Below are 16719 nucleotides of genomic sequence, written 5' to 3' on the forward strand. Positions count from 1 at the left end.
AGGAGGCGTGGCGCCGATGGGGGACCCAGATCTACGACGCCAGCGACTGGAGGTGGCGGGGAGCCGGCCGAACATCGATCTCGCGGGGCTCGTCATTCAGGGTGTAGGCACACGAAGCCAGCTCTACGACGTCGTACGGCTCCTGGGTGACATCTCCGGCGGCCTCATGGTGCCGGCCGAGACCGTCCGCTTCTTCGCTCCCGGCGCCCGGGGCGCGGCCCGAGCGCTTCGCCGCGCCCGACGAGGTCGGTGACGCCGCGGCCTTCCTCCTCGGCCCGCGGGTCGGCTTCATCACGGGCCCGGGGTCGCCACCCTCGGTGCCGGGTGATCCACCCGGTCGTCGATCACACGTTGCGGCCACGTTTCGGTCGCGTGCCATTCAATGGAAATCTGCCTGGTGGCCATGGCGGCGGACGCTCATTCTTGCCGCACGCCTCGTGGGGGGCCGGCCGCCCTGGGGTCGGACGTGCCGCTCCCGAGCGTCTGCCCTTCCCGCCCGGCTCGCGAAAGGAGCGGCTGCGTGACGTCGACGTCTGCAAGCCCCTCGCTCACGGCATCGTCCGACCGGACCTCCGACCGCTGGAACCGCCGGCTGGTGGCCCTGCTGGTGGCCCTGATCTGGCCGACGCAGTTGCTGGCGGTCGCCGGCATCGTCACGGCCAACACGACGGCCGACATCGCGCAGCGCTTCCACACCACCCAGGTCGCCTGGTTCTCGTTGATCGTCACCATGGTGTCCACCCTGCTCATCCCGTTCGTCATCAAGGCGGGTGACCGGTACGGAAGGCGGCGGATCATGCTCGCCATGATCGGTCTCGGGGTGGTCGGCGACATCGTCGCGGCCATGGCGGGCAGCTTCTGGCTGCTGCTGGTCGGCCGGGGCATCGCCGCTTGTTACGCACCGTTCGCCGCCCTGTCCTTCCCTGCCGTGCGTGACCTCTTCCCCGCCCGGATGGTGAGGCAGGCCAGCGCGATCCTCGGCGGCAGCATGGGTCTGGTGGGTGTGGTGGGGCCGTTGCTCGCCGGTTGGCTGATCGACGCCGGGGGTTACCGGGCCGCGCTGTGGTTCATCGCCGGGGCGACCGCGGTGGCGTTCGTGCTGGTGGCCCTGCTGGTGCCCGAGACCCCGCGGCACGACTTCCAGAGCGGCTTCGACTGGCTGGGCGGAACGCTGCTCGGCGGTGGCCTGACGGCCGTGGTGTACGCGGTCGGCCAGGGAGGGAGCTGGGGCTGGACGAGCGGTGCGACCCTCGGCTGGACGGCCGGCGGGCTGCTGGCGCTCGTGGCCTTCGTCCTCGTCGAGCGCGGCAGCGCCCATCCGATCCTCGATCTGCGCGTGCTCGGCCGGCGGCCGGTGGCGCTGACCGTCAGCGCCGCGGCCGTGGGCCAGGCCACCGCGCTGGCCATGGCCTCCATGGGCATCCTGCTGGCCCTCTACCCCGCGATCCCCGGGGTCTCCGACGGACTGGGCTGGTCCAGCACGTACAACGCGCGGATCGGTCTGACCTGGAACCTGGTCATGCTGGGCACCGGATTCGCCGCCGGCCGCCTGCTGCGCAAGGCCGACGCCCGCCTGCTGTGGGGCATGGGACTGGGGCTGGGCGCGGCGGGATACGGGCTGATGGGCCTCTTCCACGCCCATGCCACCGAACTCGTCCTGACGGCGTGTCTGGCCAACCTCGGCACCGGCCTCATCGTCTCCATCGCTCCCGTGCTGGTCCTCGGCGTGGTCTCGGTGGAGGAGCAGGGGCAGGGCAGCGGCCTGATGCAGATGCTCTTCAACTTCTTCGGCACGGTCGTCCCCGCCGTGTGCTTCGCCGTCCTCGCCGCGCACAGCACGGTCCTCGACGGCACCGCGTTCTACCTGGACGGGGGCTACACCTGGGTCTTCCGGACCGGAGCGCTGATCCTGCTGGCGGCGCTGGCGGTGTCCCTGTTCATCCCGGCACTGCGGGATGAGGAGAGCGACGCGGCCCCCGCCGCCGCCTGACCGAGCCGCACCGCCGCCCTCGCCCCCCGCCGAGTCCCCGGGCGGGGGCACCGCCGTCCCCTCGCGGGGACGCGCTCACGGATGCGCCGACGGCTTCACGGCCGTCGGTGGATGCCGCCCTGCGCCGGAGCCGGCGGGGCCGTGACGGCGCCGAGGCTGCGGGACAGGGCCCGGGCCGTGGCACGCAGGGCGGGGGCGAGCACGCGGGGCTCCGCGTGGCCGGCCGGCACGACGACCGACAGCGCCGCGACGACCTCGCCGTCGGCCCCGCGCACGGGCGCCGCCACGGCGTGCAGCGGGACGGGCTCCGCACGGTTGACGACGGCCACCCCGGTGCTGCGGATCTCGGCGAGGGAGCGCCGCAGCGCGGCGGAGGACAGCGGGACGCCCTCGGGCTCGTGCGTCAGGGCCTGCCCGAGGATCTCGTCCTGGAAGTCGGGTTCGGCGTGCGCCAGCAGCACCAGACCGACGCCCGTGGAGTGCAGCGGCAGCCGGCCGCCCACCCGGTACAGCACGTCGATGGCGGTGTGGGCCGACAGCCGCTCGACGAGCAGCGCGTCCGTGCCGTCCCGTACGGCCAGCAGGACGTGCTGGTGGGTCGCCTCGTACAGATCCTCCATGTACGGCAGCGCCACCCTGCGCAGCCCGTGCGCGCGCGGCGCGAGCGAGGCGACCTCCCACAGCCGCAGGCCCACGACGTAGCGGCCGTCGGCGTCCCGCTCCAGAGCGCCCCAGTGCACGAGCCGCCGGGCCAGGCGTAGCGTCGTACTCGTCGGCGTGTCCGTGACGCGGCTGAGTTCGGCGAGGGTCAGCGCGCGGCGGTCCTCGGAGAAGGCCGTGAGCAGCGCGAAAGCGCGGTCGATCACCGGTTCGCCCTGTGGCGGCCGTCTTCCCCGGGCGGCGGCACCGGACGTGCCCGCGTCGTTCGTCACCCGTGCAGTGTGACCCACCCGGCGACCGCAAACGCGTTGCGCCCGGGTTTCGAACGTATGCCATTCAATGGAATTCCGCCTGGTGGGCCGGTACGGCGGACCGCATTCTTGACCGCACAAGTCGATGTGTAGCCCGCCTCGGGCAGAGCCGATCAGATTTCCGAGGAGACCTCATGACTGCGGAGTTCGCTCAGAGCGGCGGCGGTGCGCTGCACCTGCCCCTGCCGGGGAAGCCGACGCCCTTCTTCCTGGAGGACGGAGAGGGCGAGCGAGCACACCTGTTCGATTCCCTCATCACCGTTCTGCTCAGCAAGGACGAGACGGCCGGCCAGTTCGGCATCTTCACCCTCGCGGCTCCCAAGGGCGACGCAATCCCCACCCACAGCCACGCCGACGTGCACGAGACCTTCTACATCCTCTCCGGCCGTGCCCGGGTCTGGATCCAGGACCCCGAGGGAGAGCAGTACGAGAAGCTGCTGAAGCCCGGTGACTTCGGCTACGTGCCGGCCGGCTGTCTGCACACGTTCCGTGTCGAGGCCGACGACACGAAGATCATGGGCGTGTCCAGCCCCGGCTTCGAGCGGTTCTTCGGCACGGCCGGCATCCGCACGGACTCGCTGGAGCTTCCGCACCCGCCGTACGTCCCGTCCCACGAGCAGCTGGGCCGGGCCGCCGACGCGTACCGGCAGGAGTTCCGGTTCGACCTCCGCCCCCTGGACGGCTGACATGGCGGCGCATGCTTCCCCGCGTCCGGCTTCCACCCCTCCGGCTTCCGCCCGTCCGGCTTCCCTCTTTCCCGCAGCCCCCCTTCCGGCGGAGCAGACCACGGCCGCGGGCGCCCGGGTGCTGCGGGGGGTCGAGTACGGCTCGCCGCTCGGATTCCGGCCGCTGCTGCTCGACCTGTACCGCCCCGCGCACGACCCCGAGCGCCCGGTCCCTTTGATCGTCTTCCTGCACGGCGGCGGCTGGCGGACCGGGCGGCGGGACCAGTTCGGCGCGGCCTTCGCCGGGTGGCCGGTCGGACCGTTCGACCGTCTCGTCCGGGCGGGCTTCGCGGTCGCCTCCCTCGACTACCGGCTCAGCGGCGAGGCCATATTCCCGGCCCAGCTGCACGACGGCAAGGCCGCGCTGCGCTGGCTGCACGCGCACGCCGACGCGCTGGGGCTCGACGCCGGACGGGTCGTGCTGTGGGGCGAGTCGGCCGGCGGTCATCTCGCGGCCCTGCTCGCACTGACCGACGGCAGGCCCGAGTGGGAGGGCGACGTCGGCGAGCCCGGTCCGGGCGTGACCGTCGCCGGGGTCGTCGACTGGTACGGGCCCGCGGACCTGCGCACCATGCAGCGCCAGTCCCGGCCCGACGCGGTGTGCTCCCCGGACGCCGTGGACTCGCGGGAGTCGCTGCTGATCGGCGCACCCGTACCGGCGGCGCCGGAACGCGCCGCGGCGGCGAGCCCGGTGAGCCACGCCTCCGCCGCCGCCCCGCCGTTCCTGCTCGCCCACGGCACGGCCGACCGGTTCGTCCCCACCGGGCAGAGCGAACAACTCGCGGCCGCCCTGCGCGCCCACGGCTGCCGGGTCAGCCTGCACCTGGTCGACGACGCGGACCACTTCTGGGCCGGGCTGCCCGACCCGGAGACCGTGTTCGCCGAAGCCCTGGAGTTTGCCGCCGAGGTCTGCGGCCCCCTCGGGCTCCCCGCCCCGGCCTGACTCTCCTCCTCGAACGTTTGGTCACCTGTATGAACGCCGCTCCCACCTGTCTGCGTGCCGACGAGCTGGAACAGCCGCTGGGCCTCGGCAACCGCCGCCCCCGGCTGTCCTGGTGGCTGCCGCCCGGCTCGCGCGAGCAGTTCGCGTACCGCGTCGGCACGAGCACGGGCTGGGACTCCGGCCGCGTCGACTCCGCCGACAGCACGCACGTGCCGTACGACGGGCCGCCGCCCGGCGCCGGGGAGCGGATCACCTGGCGGGTCAAGGTCTGGACCGACCTCGGCGAGAGCGCGTGGTCGCAGGAGACCTGGTTCGAGACCGGCCTGCTGGATCCCACCGACTGGCAGGCACGGTGGATCGAGCCTGTCGTACCCGGTGAGCCCGTCGTACCCGGTGAGTCCGTCACACCCGGTAAGTCCCTCGCACCCGGCGAAGCCGGTGTACCCGGTGAACTCGGCCTGCCCGGCCTGCCCGGCCTGCCCGGCCTGCCCGTGGGACCCGGCGTGCCCGGTGGACCCGCGCCCGACGGGGCCGGCCTGCCCGGCGCACCTGGTGAACCCGTGTCCGGTGGACCCAGCGGCTCCCGCATGTCCGACGGACCCGGCGTCCCGCCCGCCGGGCACCGGCCCGCTCCGCTGCTGCGCACCGCGTTCACCGCGGGTTCGCCGGTCCGCCGGGCCCGGCTCTACGCCACCGCGCAGGGTCTCTACGAGGTCTTCCTCAACGGGGAGCGGGTCGGGGACGCCGAGCTGACACCGGGGTTCACGCAGTACGACGTACATCTGCAGGTGCAGGCGTACGACGTGACGACGCTGCTGCGGGAGGGCGAGAACGCCCTGGGGGCGGTGCTCTCCGACGGCTGGTTCCGCGGCCAGGTCGGGGTCACCCGGGCGCGCGACCAGTGGGGCGAGCGGGTCTCGTTCCTGGCGCAGTTGCACCTCGAGCACGCCGACGGCACCACGTCCGTCGTGTCCACCGACCGGCACTGGCGCTGGGCTCCGGGGCCGGTCGTGGCCGCCGACCTGATCGCGGGGCAGTTCACCGACCTGCGCCGCACCCCCGTCGGCTGGGACCTGCCGGGGTACGACGACTCGGCGTGGACGCCGGTGGAGGTCGCCGACCACGGCCATGCCGGGCTGGTCGCCTCACCCGCCCCGCCCGTGCGGCGCGTCGAGGAACTCACCCCGGTCGCGGTGACCCGCCCGCGCCCCGACCGGCAGGTCTTCGACCTCGGCCAGAACATCAACGGCTGGGTGCGGCTGACCGACCTCGGTCCGGCGGGCACCCACCTCACCCTCACGCACGGCGAGTCCCTGGGACCCGACGGCGATGTGACGACGGACCACCTCCGCGTGGACATGCCGTTCCTGCCCGAGCCGCTCCCGGCCGGCCAGGTCGACCGGGTCGTCTCGGCCGGCCGGCCCGGCGAGGTCTTCGAACCGCGGCACACCACGCACGGCTTCCGCTACGTCCGCGTCGAGGGTCATCCCGGCGAGCTGACCGCCGATGACCTGCGCGGTGTGGTCGTCCACTCCGACCTGCGGCGGACCGGCTGGTTCGACTGCGGCGACGAGCGGGTCGACCGGCTGCACGAGGCCGCCCGGTGGGGTCTGCGCGGCAACGTCTGCGACATCCCCACGGACTGCCCCACCCGCGAACGCGCCGGCTGGACGGGTGACTGGCAGCTGTTCGTGCCGACCGCCGCCTTCCTCTACGACGTGTCGGGCTTCTCGGCGAAGTGGCTGCGCGACGTCGCCGCCGACCAGTGGCCGGACGGCACCGTCGCCAACATCTCGCCGGCCTGCCGCACCGAGGGGCCCAAGGGGCCGGTGGCGCAGCTCAACGGCTCGGCCGGCTGGGGCGACGCGGTGGTCATCGTGCCCTGGCAGCTGTACCTGGCCTACGGTGACGCCGGGATCCTGGAGGAGCTGTGGCCGGCCATGACCGCCTGGCTCGGCCGGGTCGAACGGGCCGCCCGCGAGGCGCGGCACCCGGACCGGATCCGGCGCTCGCCCCGCCCGGCGCCGCACGAGCGGTATCTGTGGGACACCGGGTTCCACTGGGGCGAGTGGCTCGTGCCCGGTGAGAAGGTCGTCGACCTGGCGGCGTACGCGGCCCTGGACAAGGCGGACGTCGCCACCGCCTACTACGCCCACTCCACCCGGCTGGCGGCGCGCATCGCCCGCGTCCTGGGCCGCGACGAGGACGCCGACCGCTACCGGGAGCTGAGCGAGCGGGTGCGTGCCGCCTGGCGGACGGAGTTCATCGCGGCCGACGGCTCGCTGCGCCCGGACACCCAGGCCCACCACGTGCGGGCGCTCGCCTTCGACCTGGTCCCGGAAGGACTGCGGGCCCGGACCGCCGAGCGGCTGGTGGAACTCGTCCGCGCGGCGGACACGCATCTCGGCACCGGCTTCCTCGCCACCCCGGACCTGCTGCCCGTACTCGCGGACTGCGGACACCTGGACGTCGCGTACGAGTTGCTGCTCCAGGACACCGCCCCGTCCTGGCTGCACATGATCGACCGGGGCGCGACGACCGTCTGGGAGCACTGGGACGGGGTCGGCGCGGACGGCACCCCGCACGACTCCCTCAACCACTGTTCCAAGGGCGCGGTCGTCTCCTTCCTGCACCGCTGCACGGCCGGGATCAGGCCCGACGAGGACGCTCCGGGCTACCGCCGCTTCACCGTGGCACCCCGCCCCGGCGGGGGCCTGACCCGGGCCCGGGCCGAACACCACTCGCCGTACGGGCCGATCCGCTCGTCCTGGCACCTCGAGGACGGCCGCTTCCGCCTCTCCGTCACCGTGCCGCCCGGCACCACCGCGCACGTCGTCCTGCCCGACGGCGCCCGGCACCAGGCCGGGGCCGGCACCCACACCTACGCCTGCGCGGTGCCGGACGCCGCCCTGACGCCCACGGGAGCGACCTCATGACCGAACCCACCGGAACGGCTCGACACGCCCCCGCGGGAGGGACGGTGCCCCCCGGCTCCGCCCACGACCCCCGGCAGGACGCCCTGTTGCGACAGGTCCTCTCCACCGTGCGGAGCGACGACGAGCGGCTGCGGGAGCTGATCGGCGGCCTCGTGACCCATCTGCACGCCTTCGTGCGGGAGACCCGGCCCTCCGAGGACGAGTGGCTGCGCGCGGTGGACTTCCTGGTCCGCACGGGCCGGGCCTGCACCGACCGCCGCAACGAGTTCATCCTGCTCTCCGACATGCTGGGCCTCACCTCGGCCGTGGACGAGGTCAACCACACGGGCCCGGCCGGCATGACGCCCAGCTCGGTCGAGGGCCCCTTCCACTCGCCGGCGCCGCCCCGCCCGATGGGCGCCTGGATCGCCGAGGGCCCCGAACTGCGGCGCGGGGAGCGGGCCGTGGTGCACGGCCGGATCACCGACTGCGACGGCGGGCCGCTGGCCGGCGCCGTGCTGGACGTCTGGCAGGCGAACGACGCGGGTCTGTACGACAGCCAGGACGACGAGCAGCCCGACGGCAACCTGCGCGCGCTGTTCACCACGGGTCCCGACGGCGCCTACTGGTTCCGTACGGTCAAGCCCGCCAGCTACCCGGTGCCGACCGACGGCCCGGTGGGCGAGCTGCTGCGGGCGCTCGGCCGTCACCCCATGCGCCCCGCCCATGTCCACCTGCGGGTGGAGGCGGCCGGGCACCGGTCGCTCACCACCCATGTGTTCGCCGCCGAGGACCCCTACCTCGGCTCCGACGCGGCGTTCGCCGTCAAGGACCCGCTCATCGCGCCCTTCGCCCCGGGCGACGAGGACACGGCGCGCCGGTTCGGCATGGAAGGACCGTTCCTGGCGGCCGAGTTCGACATCCGTCTGGCCGCGGCACCCGCGGCGGAATCCGGAGGCACGCGCGCATGAAGCTCGTCGGCATGACGGATCCGGACCGTGGGTCCGGCCGCAGGCAGCAGGTCATGATCGGCGTCGCCGTGGACGGCAGGGTCACCCCGCTCACGGACGTGGACGACTTCTACACGGACCTCCCCCACTGGCTGGAGCGGGCCCGCGCGGTCCGGCACGGCACGGTCCCGCTCGCGGAGGTGTCCCTGGCCCCGCCGGTACCGGCGTCGGCGCGGGTGCTGTGCGTGGGTCTCAACTACCGTGCGCACGCGGCCGAGGGCGGCTTCCGGGCGCCGGAGCACCCCACCCTGTTCGGCCGCTGGACGGCCTCCCTGTCGGTGAGCGGCGTACCGGTCCCGGTGCCCGCCAACGAACCGGGCCTGGACTGGGAGGGCGAGGTCGCGGCCGTCGTCGGCGCCCGGCTGTGCGACGCCGACGAGCGGGAGGCGGAGGCCGCCGTCCTCGGTTACGCCGTCTTCAACGACCTCACCGCCCGTACCGCGCAGAAGCTCACCGCCCAGTGGACGCTGGGCAAGAACGCCGATCGCAGCGGCCCGATCGGGACGGTCGTCACCGCCGACGAGGCCGGCAGCCTCACCGACGGGCTGCGCCTGGTCACCCGCGTCAACGGGGAGGTCATGCAGGACGGGAACACCCGCGACATGATCTTCGGGGTGCCCGAGCTGCTGTCGCGGATCAGCGCCACCCTGACCCTGCATCCGGGCGACGTCGTCGCCACCGGCACCCCGGAGGGCGTCGGCTACGTCCGTACGCCGCCCCGTCTGCTGCGCTCCGGTGACGTCGTCGAGGTGGAGGTCGACCGGCTCGGGACGCTGCGTACGCCCGTCACCGACGCGTCCGCGAGGTCCGGCGCGTGACCGGGACGACCGTCCAGGTACTGATCGCCGGCGGCGGGCCGTCCGGTCTCGCCGCGGCGGTCGAGCTCGGCCGCCGCGGCATCCGTACCGTGCTCGTCGAGCCGCGCATCACCGTCGACGACGACCGGCCGCGGGCCAAGACCACCAGCATCCGCACCATGGAGCACTTCCGCCGCTGGGGCCTGGCCGACCGCTTGCGCGCGGCCGCCCCGCTGCCGGTGGCCTGGTCCCAGGACGTCATCTTCTGCACCGGGCTCCTCGGCACCGAACTGACCCGGTTCCGCAACGTGTTCGGTCTCTACGACGGCCGCGACGAGCGCTGGGCGGAGCCGGGCCAGCAGGTCCCGCAGCCGGTCGTCGAGCGGCTCCTGCGCACGGCGGTGGCCGGACTGCCCTCGGTCACCTGCCTGACCGGCCACCGGGTCAGCGCCGTCGAGCAGGACGAACACGCCGTGCGCGCCACGGTCACCGCCGACGACGGCTCCGTCCGCGTGCTCACGGCCGGCTATCTGCTGGGCTGTGACGGCGGCGGCGGAGTCAGCCGGCAGGCCGTCGGAGCGGTCTACGCCGGCTCGTCCGGTGAACGGCCCAACCTCAGCATCGTCTTCCGGGCACCGGGCCTGGGCGAGGCGGTCGGCCTGGACCGGGCGGTGCAGTACTGGGTGGTGAGCCCCGAGGCCTCCGGCCTCATGGGCCGTCTCGACCTGGACGACCGGTGGTGGGCCATCGTCCAGCGGACCGACCCCGACCATCCGGTGGCACCCGAGGCGCTGATACGCGGCCTCGTCGGCGCCGGGCACCCCGGGCCCGTGGAGGTGCTCGCCACCGACCCCTGGACCGCCCGCATGCTCCTGGTCGACCGCTACCGGCGCGGCCGTGTCTTCCTGGTGGGCGACGCCGCCCATCTGAACCCCCCGTGGGGCGGGCACGGCTTCAACACCTGTGTCGGCGACGCGGTGGACATCGGCTGGAAACTCGCCGCGGTTCTCCAGGGCTGGGGCGGCGCGGAGCTGCTGGACAGCTACCAGAGCGAACGGCGCCCGGTGGCTCGGCGGATCATCGCCGGCAGTGCCGCCCAGGACATGCTGCTCGCCCCGTCCTTCGCCGACCCCGCGCTCCTCGGCGACACGCCCGAGGCCGTTCGCCGCCGGGCGCGGACCGCCGCCGCCCTCCAGGCCAAGGCGGGCGAGTTCCACAGCGAGGGCCTCGTCCTCGGCCAGCACTACGCCTCGTCCCCCGTCGTCGTCGACGACGGTTCCCCGATCCCGCCCCTGGTGCCGCGCAGCTACCACGGGCTGTCCTTCCCGGGCGCCCGGCTGCCGCACAGCTGGCTCCCCGACGGCCGTTCCCTGTACGACCTGCTCGGCGACGGTCTGACGCTGCTCCTCCTGGCCGATGACAGGGAGCCCGACCGCGCCGCCTTCGCCGAGGAGGCCGCGGCCCGGGGCATCCCGCTCACCGTCGTCGACCTGACCGGCCTGGTCCCGTGCGAGCGCTACGGCGCCCCGATGCTGCTGATCCGGCCCGACCAGCACATCGCGTGGCGGGGCGCGGACGGCGCACGGGCCGGGGAGGTGCTCGATGTCGTCCGCGGCGCGGAGCGGCCAAAGCCATGGCAAGGCAACCCGGTTGACGGCGGGTGATCATCGCGTGCTCCGCTGTGCCGCACCCGCATCCGCACGTGGTCGGCGTCCACGATCCGGTCGAGTCGGAGGACCGGCTGTGGATCGTCATGGAACGCGTCGAGGGGCCCTCGCCGGCACCCTGCACCGCGACGTCGAACCCGCCGATGTCCCGCTCCGCCGACGACCGGTCGCACCCTGACCGTGAAGGTCGGCATCACACACGGAAGTTGACCCCTGCGGCGCATCCCGGTCATCCGAACGCGCCCGCGCCGCCGAAGGAGAGGGGCAGGAAGCGCTCGGCCATACGGGCGTAGCCGGCCGCGTTGGGGTGCAGGCCGTCGGGCAGGTCGGCCACGTCGTCCGGGCCGAACAGCGTTGTCCCGTCGATGTGTTGAAGCCGGTCGTCGCCGTCCTTGCGGCGCTGCTCGACATGTTCGCTCAGCAACGCGCGGATGCGGGTGAGCGTGAGGGCGCCGAACGCGAGTTCGGCGGGACGGTCGACGGTGTGGACCATCCCGTCGGGGCCCACCAGCGTGGGACCGGGGCGCTGTTCGGCGGCCGGGCAGACGATGGGGCTGATGATCAGGACCGGTGTGGACGGGTGCCCGTCGCGGATCGTGTCGAGGAAGCCGTGGAAGGCCGGGACGAAGGCGCGTTCCCGCATGCTGTCGGCGTTGTGGACGTTGATGCCCAGTTCGAGGCTGATCGCGCTCGCGGGCAGGTCGCGGACGGCACGGGCCATGAAGGGGTCGAGCTGGCACTGCCCGCCGAGGCCGAGGTTGACCAGGGACCGGCCGGCCGAGCGGGCCACGGCGGCCGGCCAGGTGGCGGTCGGGCGCTCCGCGTCCGAGCACTGGCTGATGGAGCTGCCGTAGTGCACCCACAGGGGGCCGCTCGCCGGTGCCGGACGCATCGACGCCCCGTCCGGGACGCGGACGTCGATCAGCGTGACGGCCGGGGTGACGGGCAGCCAGATCTCCACCCGTCGTTCGCCGGCCCGCGGGCCGACAGGGAAGCGCACGGTCGCGGGCTCGGCCGGTCCGGCCTCCAGCGAGCCGGTGGCAGGGTCGAAGGAGACCGGGCTCAGTTCCGTCGCCACCACCGGCTCGCGCAGTTCGCCGTCGACCACCAGGTCGAAGACGCTGCCGGTGGACGGCATGCCCAGCGGGAGGACCACGGTCAGCCGGGCGTCGAGCTCGAGCTCGGTGGCGTCCGTCAGCATCTCCAACCGCACTCCGGACGGCACGGCACTGTTGAAGTCGAACGCCCGGTCGGCCAGCCGCGCCCGCCCCGCGTCCGGGGAACGGTGCAGGGTGACTCCGGTCGTGTCGGTGGTCTTCCCGAGCGCGCCGACGACACAGTCGAGCGCGCGGTCGAGTACGGATTGCATACGAGGACCTCTCGACGGCACAGGTCAGGTCAGGTCAGTCGTAGTCCTCTGTCCGGCATTCGTCGTGTAATTCGTCGCGTCGGTCCCCGAATGGACCCCGGCCTCCCGCCCGAGCGGGTACCCGGCGCTCCCCCTGGAGGAGGACACCAGGGCGTCAGCTCACGCACCGGCAGGGGTCCGATCATTCCGTCGGGCCGCCGACCCTCGTGGTTCCCTGGTGGGCCGCGGGCCCGGGTGCCAGAGTCGGGGCCATGGCCATCGACGTCGCCGCCCTCCGGGCACACTTCCCGTCCCTCGCGCAGGGTCTCGCCTTCTTCGACGGACCGGGCGGGACACAGACGCCCACCCCGGTCGCCGAGGCCGTCACCAGGACGATGACCGGCCCGCTGTCCAACCGGGGGCTGGTCAGCGCGTCCGAGCGCAACGCCGAGCAGGCCGTCGCCGGCTTCCGGGCCGCCTACGCCGACCTGCTGGGCGTGCCGGAGACAGGCGTCGTCCACGGGCGCAGCGCCACGCAGCTCACGTACGACTTCTCCCGGACGCTGGCCACGGGCTGGCAGCCGGGTGACGAGATCGTCCTCAGCCGGCTCGACCACGACGCCAATGTGCGCCCCTGGATCCAGGCGGCGGAGCGCGCCGGGGTCACCGTCCGCTGGATCGAGATCGACGGCGCGACCACGGAACTCGACCTCGGCTCCTACGAGCGGGCGCTGTCGCCCCGGACCCGGCTGGTCGCGGTGACGGCGGCCTCGAACGTGCTGGGCACCAGGCCGCCGGTGCGCCGGATCGCGGACCGGGCGCACGAGGTGGGCGCCCTGGTGTTCGTGGACGGGGTGCACTACGCCGCCCATCACCTGGTGGACGTGCCCGCGCTGGGGGCCGACCTGTTCGTCTGCTCGCCGTACAAGTTCCTCGGTCCGCACTGCGGGGTGCTCGCCGGTGCGCCCGACGTCCTCGAAGCGCTCGTACCGGACAAGCTGCTGCCGTCGCCGGACACCGTGCCGGAGCGCTTCGAGTTCGGGACGCTGCCCTACGAGATCCTGGCGGGCGCCACCGCGGCCGTGGACTTCCTGGCCGCGCTCGACCCGATCGGGCCGGGACGGCCGGGGGTGCCCGGGGACGGGCCGGGGACGGCGGGGTCGCGCAGGCAGCGGCTGGCGCGGTCGCTGCGGTCCCTGCACGAGCACGAGAACCTGGTGCGCGCCCGGGTGGAGGAGGGGCTGCGCGCGCTGGGCGACGCCGTCACCGTCCACTCGAGGGCGCGGGACCGCACCCCGACCGTGCTGATGAGTTTCGAGGGCCGGGACGCGCGCGAGGCACAGACGTATCTCGCCGCCCGGGGTGTCGTGGCCCCGGCGGGCTCGTTCTACGCCTACGAGGCCTTCACCGCGCTCAAGCTCGACGATCCCGCGCTGCGGGTGGGACTCGCGCCCTACAACGACACCGAGGACGTCGACAGGCTCCTCGACGGGCTCGCCTCGTTTCTCTGACGTGTGCCGTTTCCCAGACCTGCACCGTTCGTTTTCTTGAATGGTTCGTGTTTATGAAGTAGGTTCGACGCCATGACAGCACCCCGTACACCGACCACCGCCGAGGAGCTGCGCGGTGCCGGCCTGCGGGTGACGGCCGCCCGTGTGGCCCTGCTCGAGACCGTCCGGGACGGCGACCACCTCGGTGTCGAGGCGATCGCCACGGGGGTGCGCGGCCGCGTGGGCCACATCTCCCTCCAGGCCGTGTACGAGGCCCTGCACGCGCTGACCGGCGCGGGACTGGTGCGCCGCATCGAGCCCCCGGGCAGCCCCGCCCGGTTCGAGGGACGCGTGGGTGACAACCACCACCACCTCGTCTGCCGGTCCTGCGGCGCGGTCGTCGACGTCGACTGCGCCGTCGGCCACGCTCCCTGTCTGACCGCCTCCGACGACCGCGGCTTCGCCATAGACGAGGCCGAGGTCATCTACTGGGGCCTGTGCCCCGACTGTTCCACCGCCCCCAGCACCTGAGCGCCCGCGGGACCCGACGCCTGCGGTACGTGAGCATGTGATCCGACCACCCCAGAAGGATTCCCCCATGACCGAGAACCATGATGCGATCGTGACCGACTCGAAGGCGGCGGAGGCGGGTGGCTGCCCGGTCGCGCACGGCGGTCGCGCCGCGCACCCGACCCAGGGCGGTGGCAACCGTCAGTGGTGGCCGGAGCGCCTCAACCTGAAGATCCTCGCCAAGGACCCCGTCGTGGCGAACCCGCTCGGTGCGGAGTTCGACTACGCCGCGGCGTTCGAGGCCCTCGACCTGGCGGCCGTGAAACAGGACATCGCCGAGGTGCTGACCACCTCGCAGGACTGGTGGCCCGCCGACTTCGGCAACTACGGCCCGCTGATGATCCGCATGGCCTGGCACAGCGCCGGCACCTACCGCATCAGTGACGGCCGTGGCGGCGGCGGCCGCGGACAGCAGCGCTTCGCCCCGCTGAACAGCTGGCCGGACAACGCCAACCTCGACAAGGCCCGCCGCCTGCTGTGGCCGGTCAAGAAGAAGTACGGCCAGTCCATCTCCTGGGCCGACCTCATGATCCTCACGGGCAACGTCGCGCTGGAGACGATGGGCTTCGAGACCTTCGGCTTCGCCGGCGGCCGCGCGGACGTCTGGGAGGCCGACGAGGACGTGTACTGGGGCCCGGAGACCACCTGGCTCGACGACCAGCGCTACACCGGCGACCGTGAGCTGGAGAACCCGCTCGGCGCCGTCCAGATGGGCCTCATCTACGTCAACCCCGAGGGCCCGAACGGCAACCCGGACCCGCTGGCGTCGGCCCGCGACATCCGCGAGACGTTCCGCCGCATGGCGATGAACGACGAGGAGACCGTCGCCCTGATCGCCGGTGGTCACACCTTCGGCAAGACCCACGGCGCCGGTCCGGCGGACCACGTCGGCGACGACCCCGAGGCCGCCGCCCTCGCGCAGCAGGGCCTGGGCTGGAAGTCCTCCTACGGCACCGGCAAGGGCGGCGACGCCATCACCAGCGGTCTGGAGGTCACCTGGACCTCCAAGCCCACCCAGTGGAGCAACGACTTCTTCGACATCCTCTTCGGCTTCGAGTGGGAGCTGTCGGAGTCCCCGGCCGGCGCCAAGCAGTGGGTGGCCAAGGACGCCGAGGCGATCATCCCCGACGCGCACGACCCGTCGAAGAAGAAGCTCCCGACGATGCTCACCACCGACCTGGCGCTGCGCTTCGACCCGATCTACGGCGAGATCTCGCGCCGCTTCCACGAGAACCCGGCCGAGTTCGCGGACGCCTTCGCCCGCGCCTGGTACAAGCTGACCCACCGTGACCTGGGCCCGAAGTCCCTGTACCTCGGCCCGGAGGTCCCGGCGGAGACCCTGCTGTGGCAGGACCCGCTGCCGGCGGCCGAGGGCGAGGTCATCGGCGCCGAGGACATCGCGGCGCTCAAGGCCAAGCTCCTCGACTCGGGGCTGACCGTCTCGCAGCTGGTGTCCACCGCGTGGGCGTCGGCCTCCACCCACCGCGGCAGCGACAAGCGCGGCGGCGCCAACGGCGCCCGCATCCGCCTCGAGCCGCAGCGCGGCTGGGAGGTCAACAACCCGGACGAGCTGGCCCAGGTGCTGCGCGTCCTGGAGGGCATCCAGCAGGAGTTCAACTCCGGCGCGAAGAAGGTCTCGCTGGCCGACCTGATCGTCCTCGGTGGCGCCGCCGCCGTGGAGAAGGCCGCGGCCGACGCCGGCCACGTTGTGGAGGTCCCCTTCACTCCGGGCCGCGTGGACGCCACGCAGGAGCAGACGGACGTCGAGTCGTTCGCCGCGCTCGAGCCGACCGCCGACGGGTTCCGCAACTACCTCGGCAAGGGCAACCGCCTGCCGGCCGAGTTCCTGCTGCTCGACAAGGCGAACCTGCTGACCCTGAGCGCCCCCGAGCTGACCGTCCTGGTCGGCGGCCTGCGCGTGCTGGGCGCCAACCACGGCCAGTCCACGCACGGCGTCTTCACCGACACGCCGGGCAAGCTGACCAACGACTTCTTCGTCAACCTGCTCGACCTGGGCACGACGTGGTCGTCGACCTCCTCGGACCAGACCACCTTCGAGGGCCGCGACGCCGCCACGGGCGAGGCCAAGTGGACCGGCACCCGCGCCGACCTCGTCTTCGGCTCGAACTCCGAGCTGCGCGCCCTCGCCGAGGTCTACGCGAGCGACGACGCGAAGGCGAAGTTCGTGAACGACTTCGTCGCCGCGTGGGTCAAGGTCTCGAACCTCGACCGGTTCGACCTGATCTGATTCCGGCCTCCCCGGAGGATCGGAAGACCGCGGAGCAGCCAGAAA

At 73.2% G+C, this 16719-nt stretch carries 13 protein-coding genes; 11 read left to right on the forward strand and 2 right to left on the reverse strand.

Annotated features, from left to right (window positions below):
* Positions 1 to 16 precede the first annotated feature (16 nt).
* Complete coding sequence (locus tag ACFVYS_RS10850; protein WP_389500842.1) at positions 17 to 253, forward strand: hypothetical protein; 237 nt, start codon at positions 17 to 19, stop codon at positions 251 to 253.
* A gap of 267 nt (positions 254 to 520) precedes the next feature.
* Positions 521 to 1990 (forward strand): MFS transporter, encoded by a 1470-nt coding sequence (locus ACFVYS_RS10855; protein ID WP_389500843.1) that lies wholly within the window; start codon positions 521 to 523, stop codon positions 1988 to 1990.
* Positions 1991 to 2085: 95 nt separating this feature from the next.
* On the opposite strand, the gene ACFVYS_RS10860 is transcribed toward ACFVYS_RS10855, so the two are convergent.
* Positions 2086 to 2922 carry an IclR family transcriptional regulator gene (locus ACFVYS_RS10860; RefSeq protein WP_389500845.1) on the reverse strand — a complete coding sequence of 279 codons (837 nt, stop codon included), beginning with the start codon at positions 2920 to 2922 and terminating at the stop codon, positions 2086 to 2088.
* Positions 2923 to 3095: 173 nt separating this feature from the next.
* Here ACFVYS_RS10860 and ACFVYS_RS10865 point away from each other — a divergent pair, with 173 nt between their 5' ends.
* The 6 genes from ACFVYS_RS10865 to ACFVYS_RS10890 are packed head-to-tail and all read left to right on the forward strand — an operon-like array spanning position 3096 to position 11015.
* On the forward strand, positions 3096 to 3647 hold the full coding sequence (locus ACFVYS_RS10865; RefSeq protein WP_389500847.1) for a quercetin 2,3-dioxygenase: 552 nt from the start codon (positions 3096 to 3098) through the stop codon (positions 3645 to 3647).
* Position 3648: 1 nt separating this feature from the next.
* Positions 3649 to 4629, forward strand: a complete 981-nt coding sequence (locus tag ACFVYS_RS10870) for an alpha/beta hydrolase fold domain-containing protein (RefSeq protein ID WP_389500849.1) — start codon at positions 3649 to 3651, stop codon at positions 4627 to 4629.
* A gap of 29 nt (positions 4630 to 4658) precedes the next feature.
* Positions 4659 to 7565, forward strand: a complete 2907-nt coding sequence (locus ACFVYS_RS10875; protein WP_389500851.1) for a glycoside hydrolase family 78 protein — start codon at positions 4659 to 4661, stop codon at positions 7563 to 7565.
* On the forward strand, positions 7562 to 8515 hold the full coding sequence (locus ACFVYS_RS10880; RefSeq protein ID WP_389500853.1) for a dioxygenase: 954 nt from the start codon (positions 7562 to 7564) through the stop codon (positions 8513 to 8515). The genes ACFVYS_RS10875 and ACFVYS_RS10880 overlap by 4 nt, the downstream gene beginning before the upstream one ends.
* Before the next feature lie 11 nt (positions 8516 to 8526).
* A complete protein-coding gene (locus ACFVYS_RS10885; protein ID WP_389500855.1) occupies positions 8527 to 9372 on the forward strand; it encodes a fumarylacetoacetate hydrolase family protein in 846 nt (281 codons plus the stop codon).
* The gene (locus ACFVYS_RS10890; protein WP_389500857.1) at positions 9369 to 11015 is read left to right on the forward strand and encodes an FAD-dependent monooxygenase; all 1647 of its coding nucleotides are present in this window, start codon (positions 9369 to 9371) and stop codon (positions 11013 to 11015) included. Before ACFVYS_RS10885 ends, ACFVYS_RS10890 begins: the two co-directional genes overlap by 4 nt.
* A gap of 232 nt (positions 11016 to 11247) precedes the next feature.
* Here the strand turns inward: ACFVYS_RS10890 and ACFVYS_RS10895 are convergent, their stop codons facing one another.
* Positions 11248 to 12387, reverse strand: a complete 1140-nt coding sequence (locus ACFVYS_RS10895) for an SGNH/GDSL hydrolase family protein (RefSeq protein ID WP_389500859.1) — start codon at positions 12385 to 12387, stop codon at positions 11248 to 11250.
* Between the two features lie 251 nt (positions 12388 to 12638).
* Here ACFVYS_RS10895 and ACFVYS_RS10900 point away from each other — a divergent pair, with 251 nt between their 5' ends.
* From ACFVYS_RS10900 to katG, 3 genes are all read left to right on the forward strand, one after another.
* Positions 12639 to 13877: a cysteine desulfurase-like protein gene (locus ACFVYS_RS10900; RefSeq protein WP_389500861.1), complete on the forward strand. Its 1239-nt coding sequence runs from the start codon at positions 12639 to 12641 to the stop codon at positions 13875 to 13877.
* 72 nt (positions 13878 to 13949) lie between these two features.
* Positions 13950 to 14387, forward strand: a complete 438-nt coding sequence (locus ACFVYS_RS10905; RefSeq protein ID WP_389500863.1) for a Fur family transcriptional regulator — start codon at positions 13950 to 13952, stop codon at positions 14385 to 14387.
* 67 nt (positions 14388 to 14454) lie between these two features.
* The gene (gene katG / locus ACFVYS_RS10910) at positions 14455 to 16674 is read left to right on the forward strand and encodes a catalase/peroxidase HPI (protein ID WP_389500865.1); all 2220 of its coding nucleotides are present in this window, start codon (positions 14455 to 14457) and stop codon (positions 16672 to 16674) included.
* Positions 16675 to 16719: the final 45 nt, after the last annotated feature.

This window comes from Streptomyces sp. NPDC058295 (genome assembly GCF_042880655.1).
Classification (GTDB): Bacteria; Actinomycetota; Actinomycetes; order Streptomycetales; family Streptomycetaceae; genus Streptomyces; species Streptomyces coriariae.

What these genes read in the sequence shown, in the direction of transcription:
- ACFVYS_RS10850 (WP_389500842.1), top strand. Translation starts at nt 17, where the DNA reads ATGGGGGACCCAGATCTACGACGCCAGCGACTGGAGGTGGCGGGGAGC.
- ACFVYS_RS10865 (WP_389500847.1), top strand. Translation starts at nt 3,096, where the DNA reads ATGACTGCGGAGTTCGCTCAGAGCGGCGGCGGTGCGCTGCACCTGCCC.
- ACFVYS_RS10870 (WP_389500849.1), top strand. Translation starts at nt 3,649, where the DNA reads ATGGCGGCGCATGCTTCCCCGCGTCCGGCTTCCACCCCTCCGGCTTCC.
- ACFVYS_RS10875 (WP_389500851.1), top strand. Translation starts at nt 4,659, where the DNA reads ATGAACGCCGCTCCCACCTGTCTGCGTGCCGACGAGCTGGAACAGCCG.
- ACFVYS_RS10880 (WP_389500853.1), top strand. Translation starts at nt 7,562, where the DNA reads ATGACCGAACCCACCGGAACGGCTCGACACGCCCCCGCGGGAGGGACG.
- ACFVYS_RS10885 (WP_389500855.1), top strand. Translation starts at nt 8,527, where the DNA reads ATGACGGATCCGGACCGTGGGTCCGGCCGCAGGCAGCAGGTCATGATC.
- ACFVYS_RS10895 (WP_389500859.1), bottom strand. Translation starts at nt 12,387, where the DNA reads ATGCAATCCGTACTCGACCGCGCGCTCGACTGTGTCGTCGGCGCGCTC.
- ACFVYS_RS10900 (WP_389500861.1), top strand. Translation starts at nt 12,639, where the DNA reads ATGGCCATCGACGTCGCCGCCCTCCGGGCACACTTCCCGTCCCTCGCG.
- ACFVYS_RS10905 (WP_389500863.1), top strand. Translation starts at nt 13,950, where the DNA reads ATGACAGCACCCCGTACACCGACCACCGCCGAGGAGCTGCGCGGTGCC.
- katG (WP_389500865.1), top strand. Translation starts at nt 14,455, where the DNA reads ATGACCGAGAACCATGATGCGATCGTGACCGACTCGAAGGCGGCGGAG.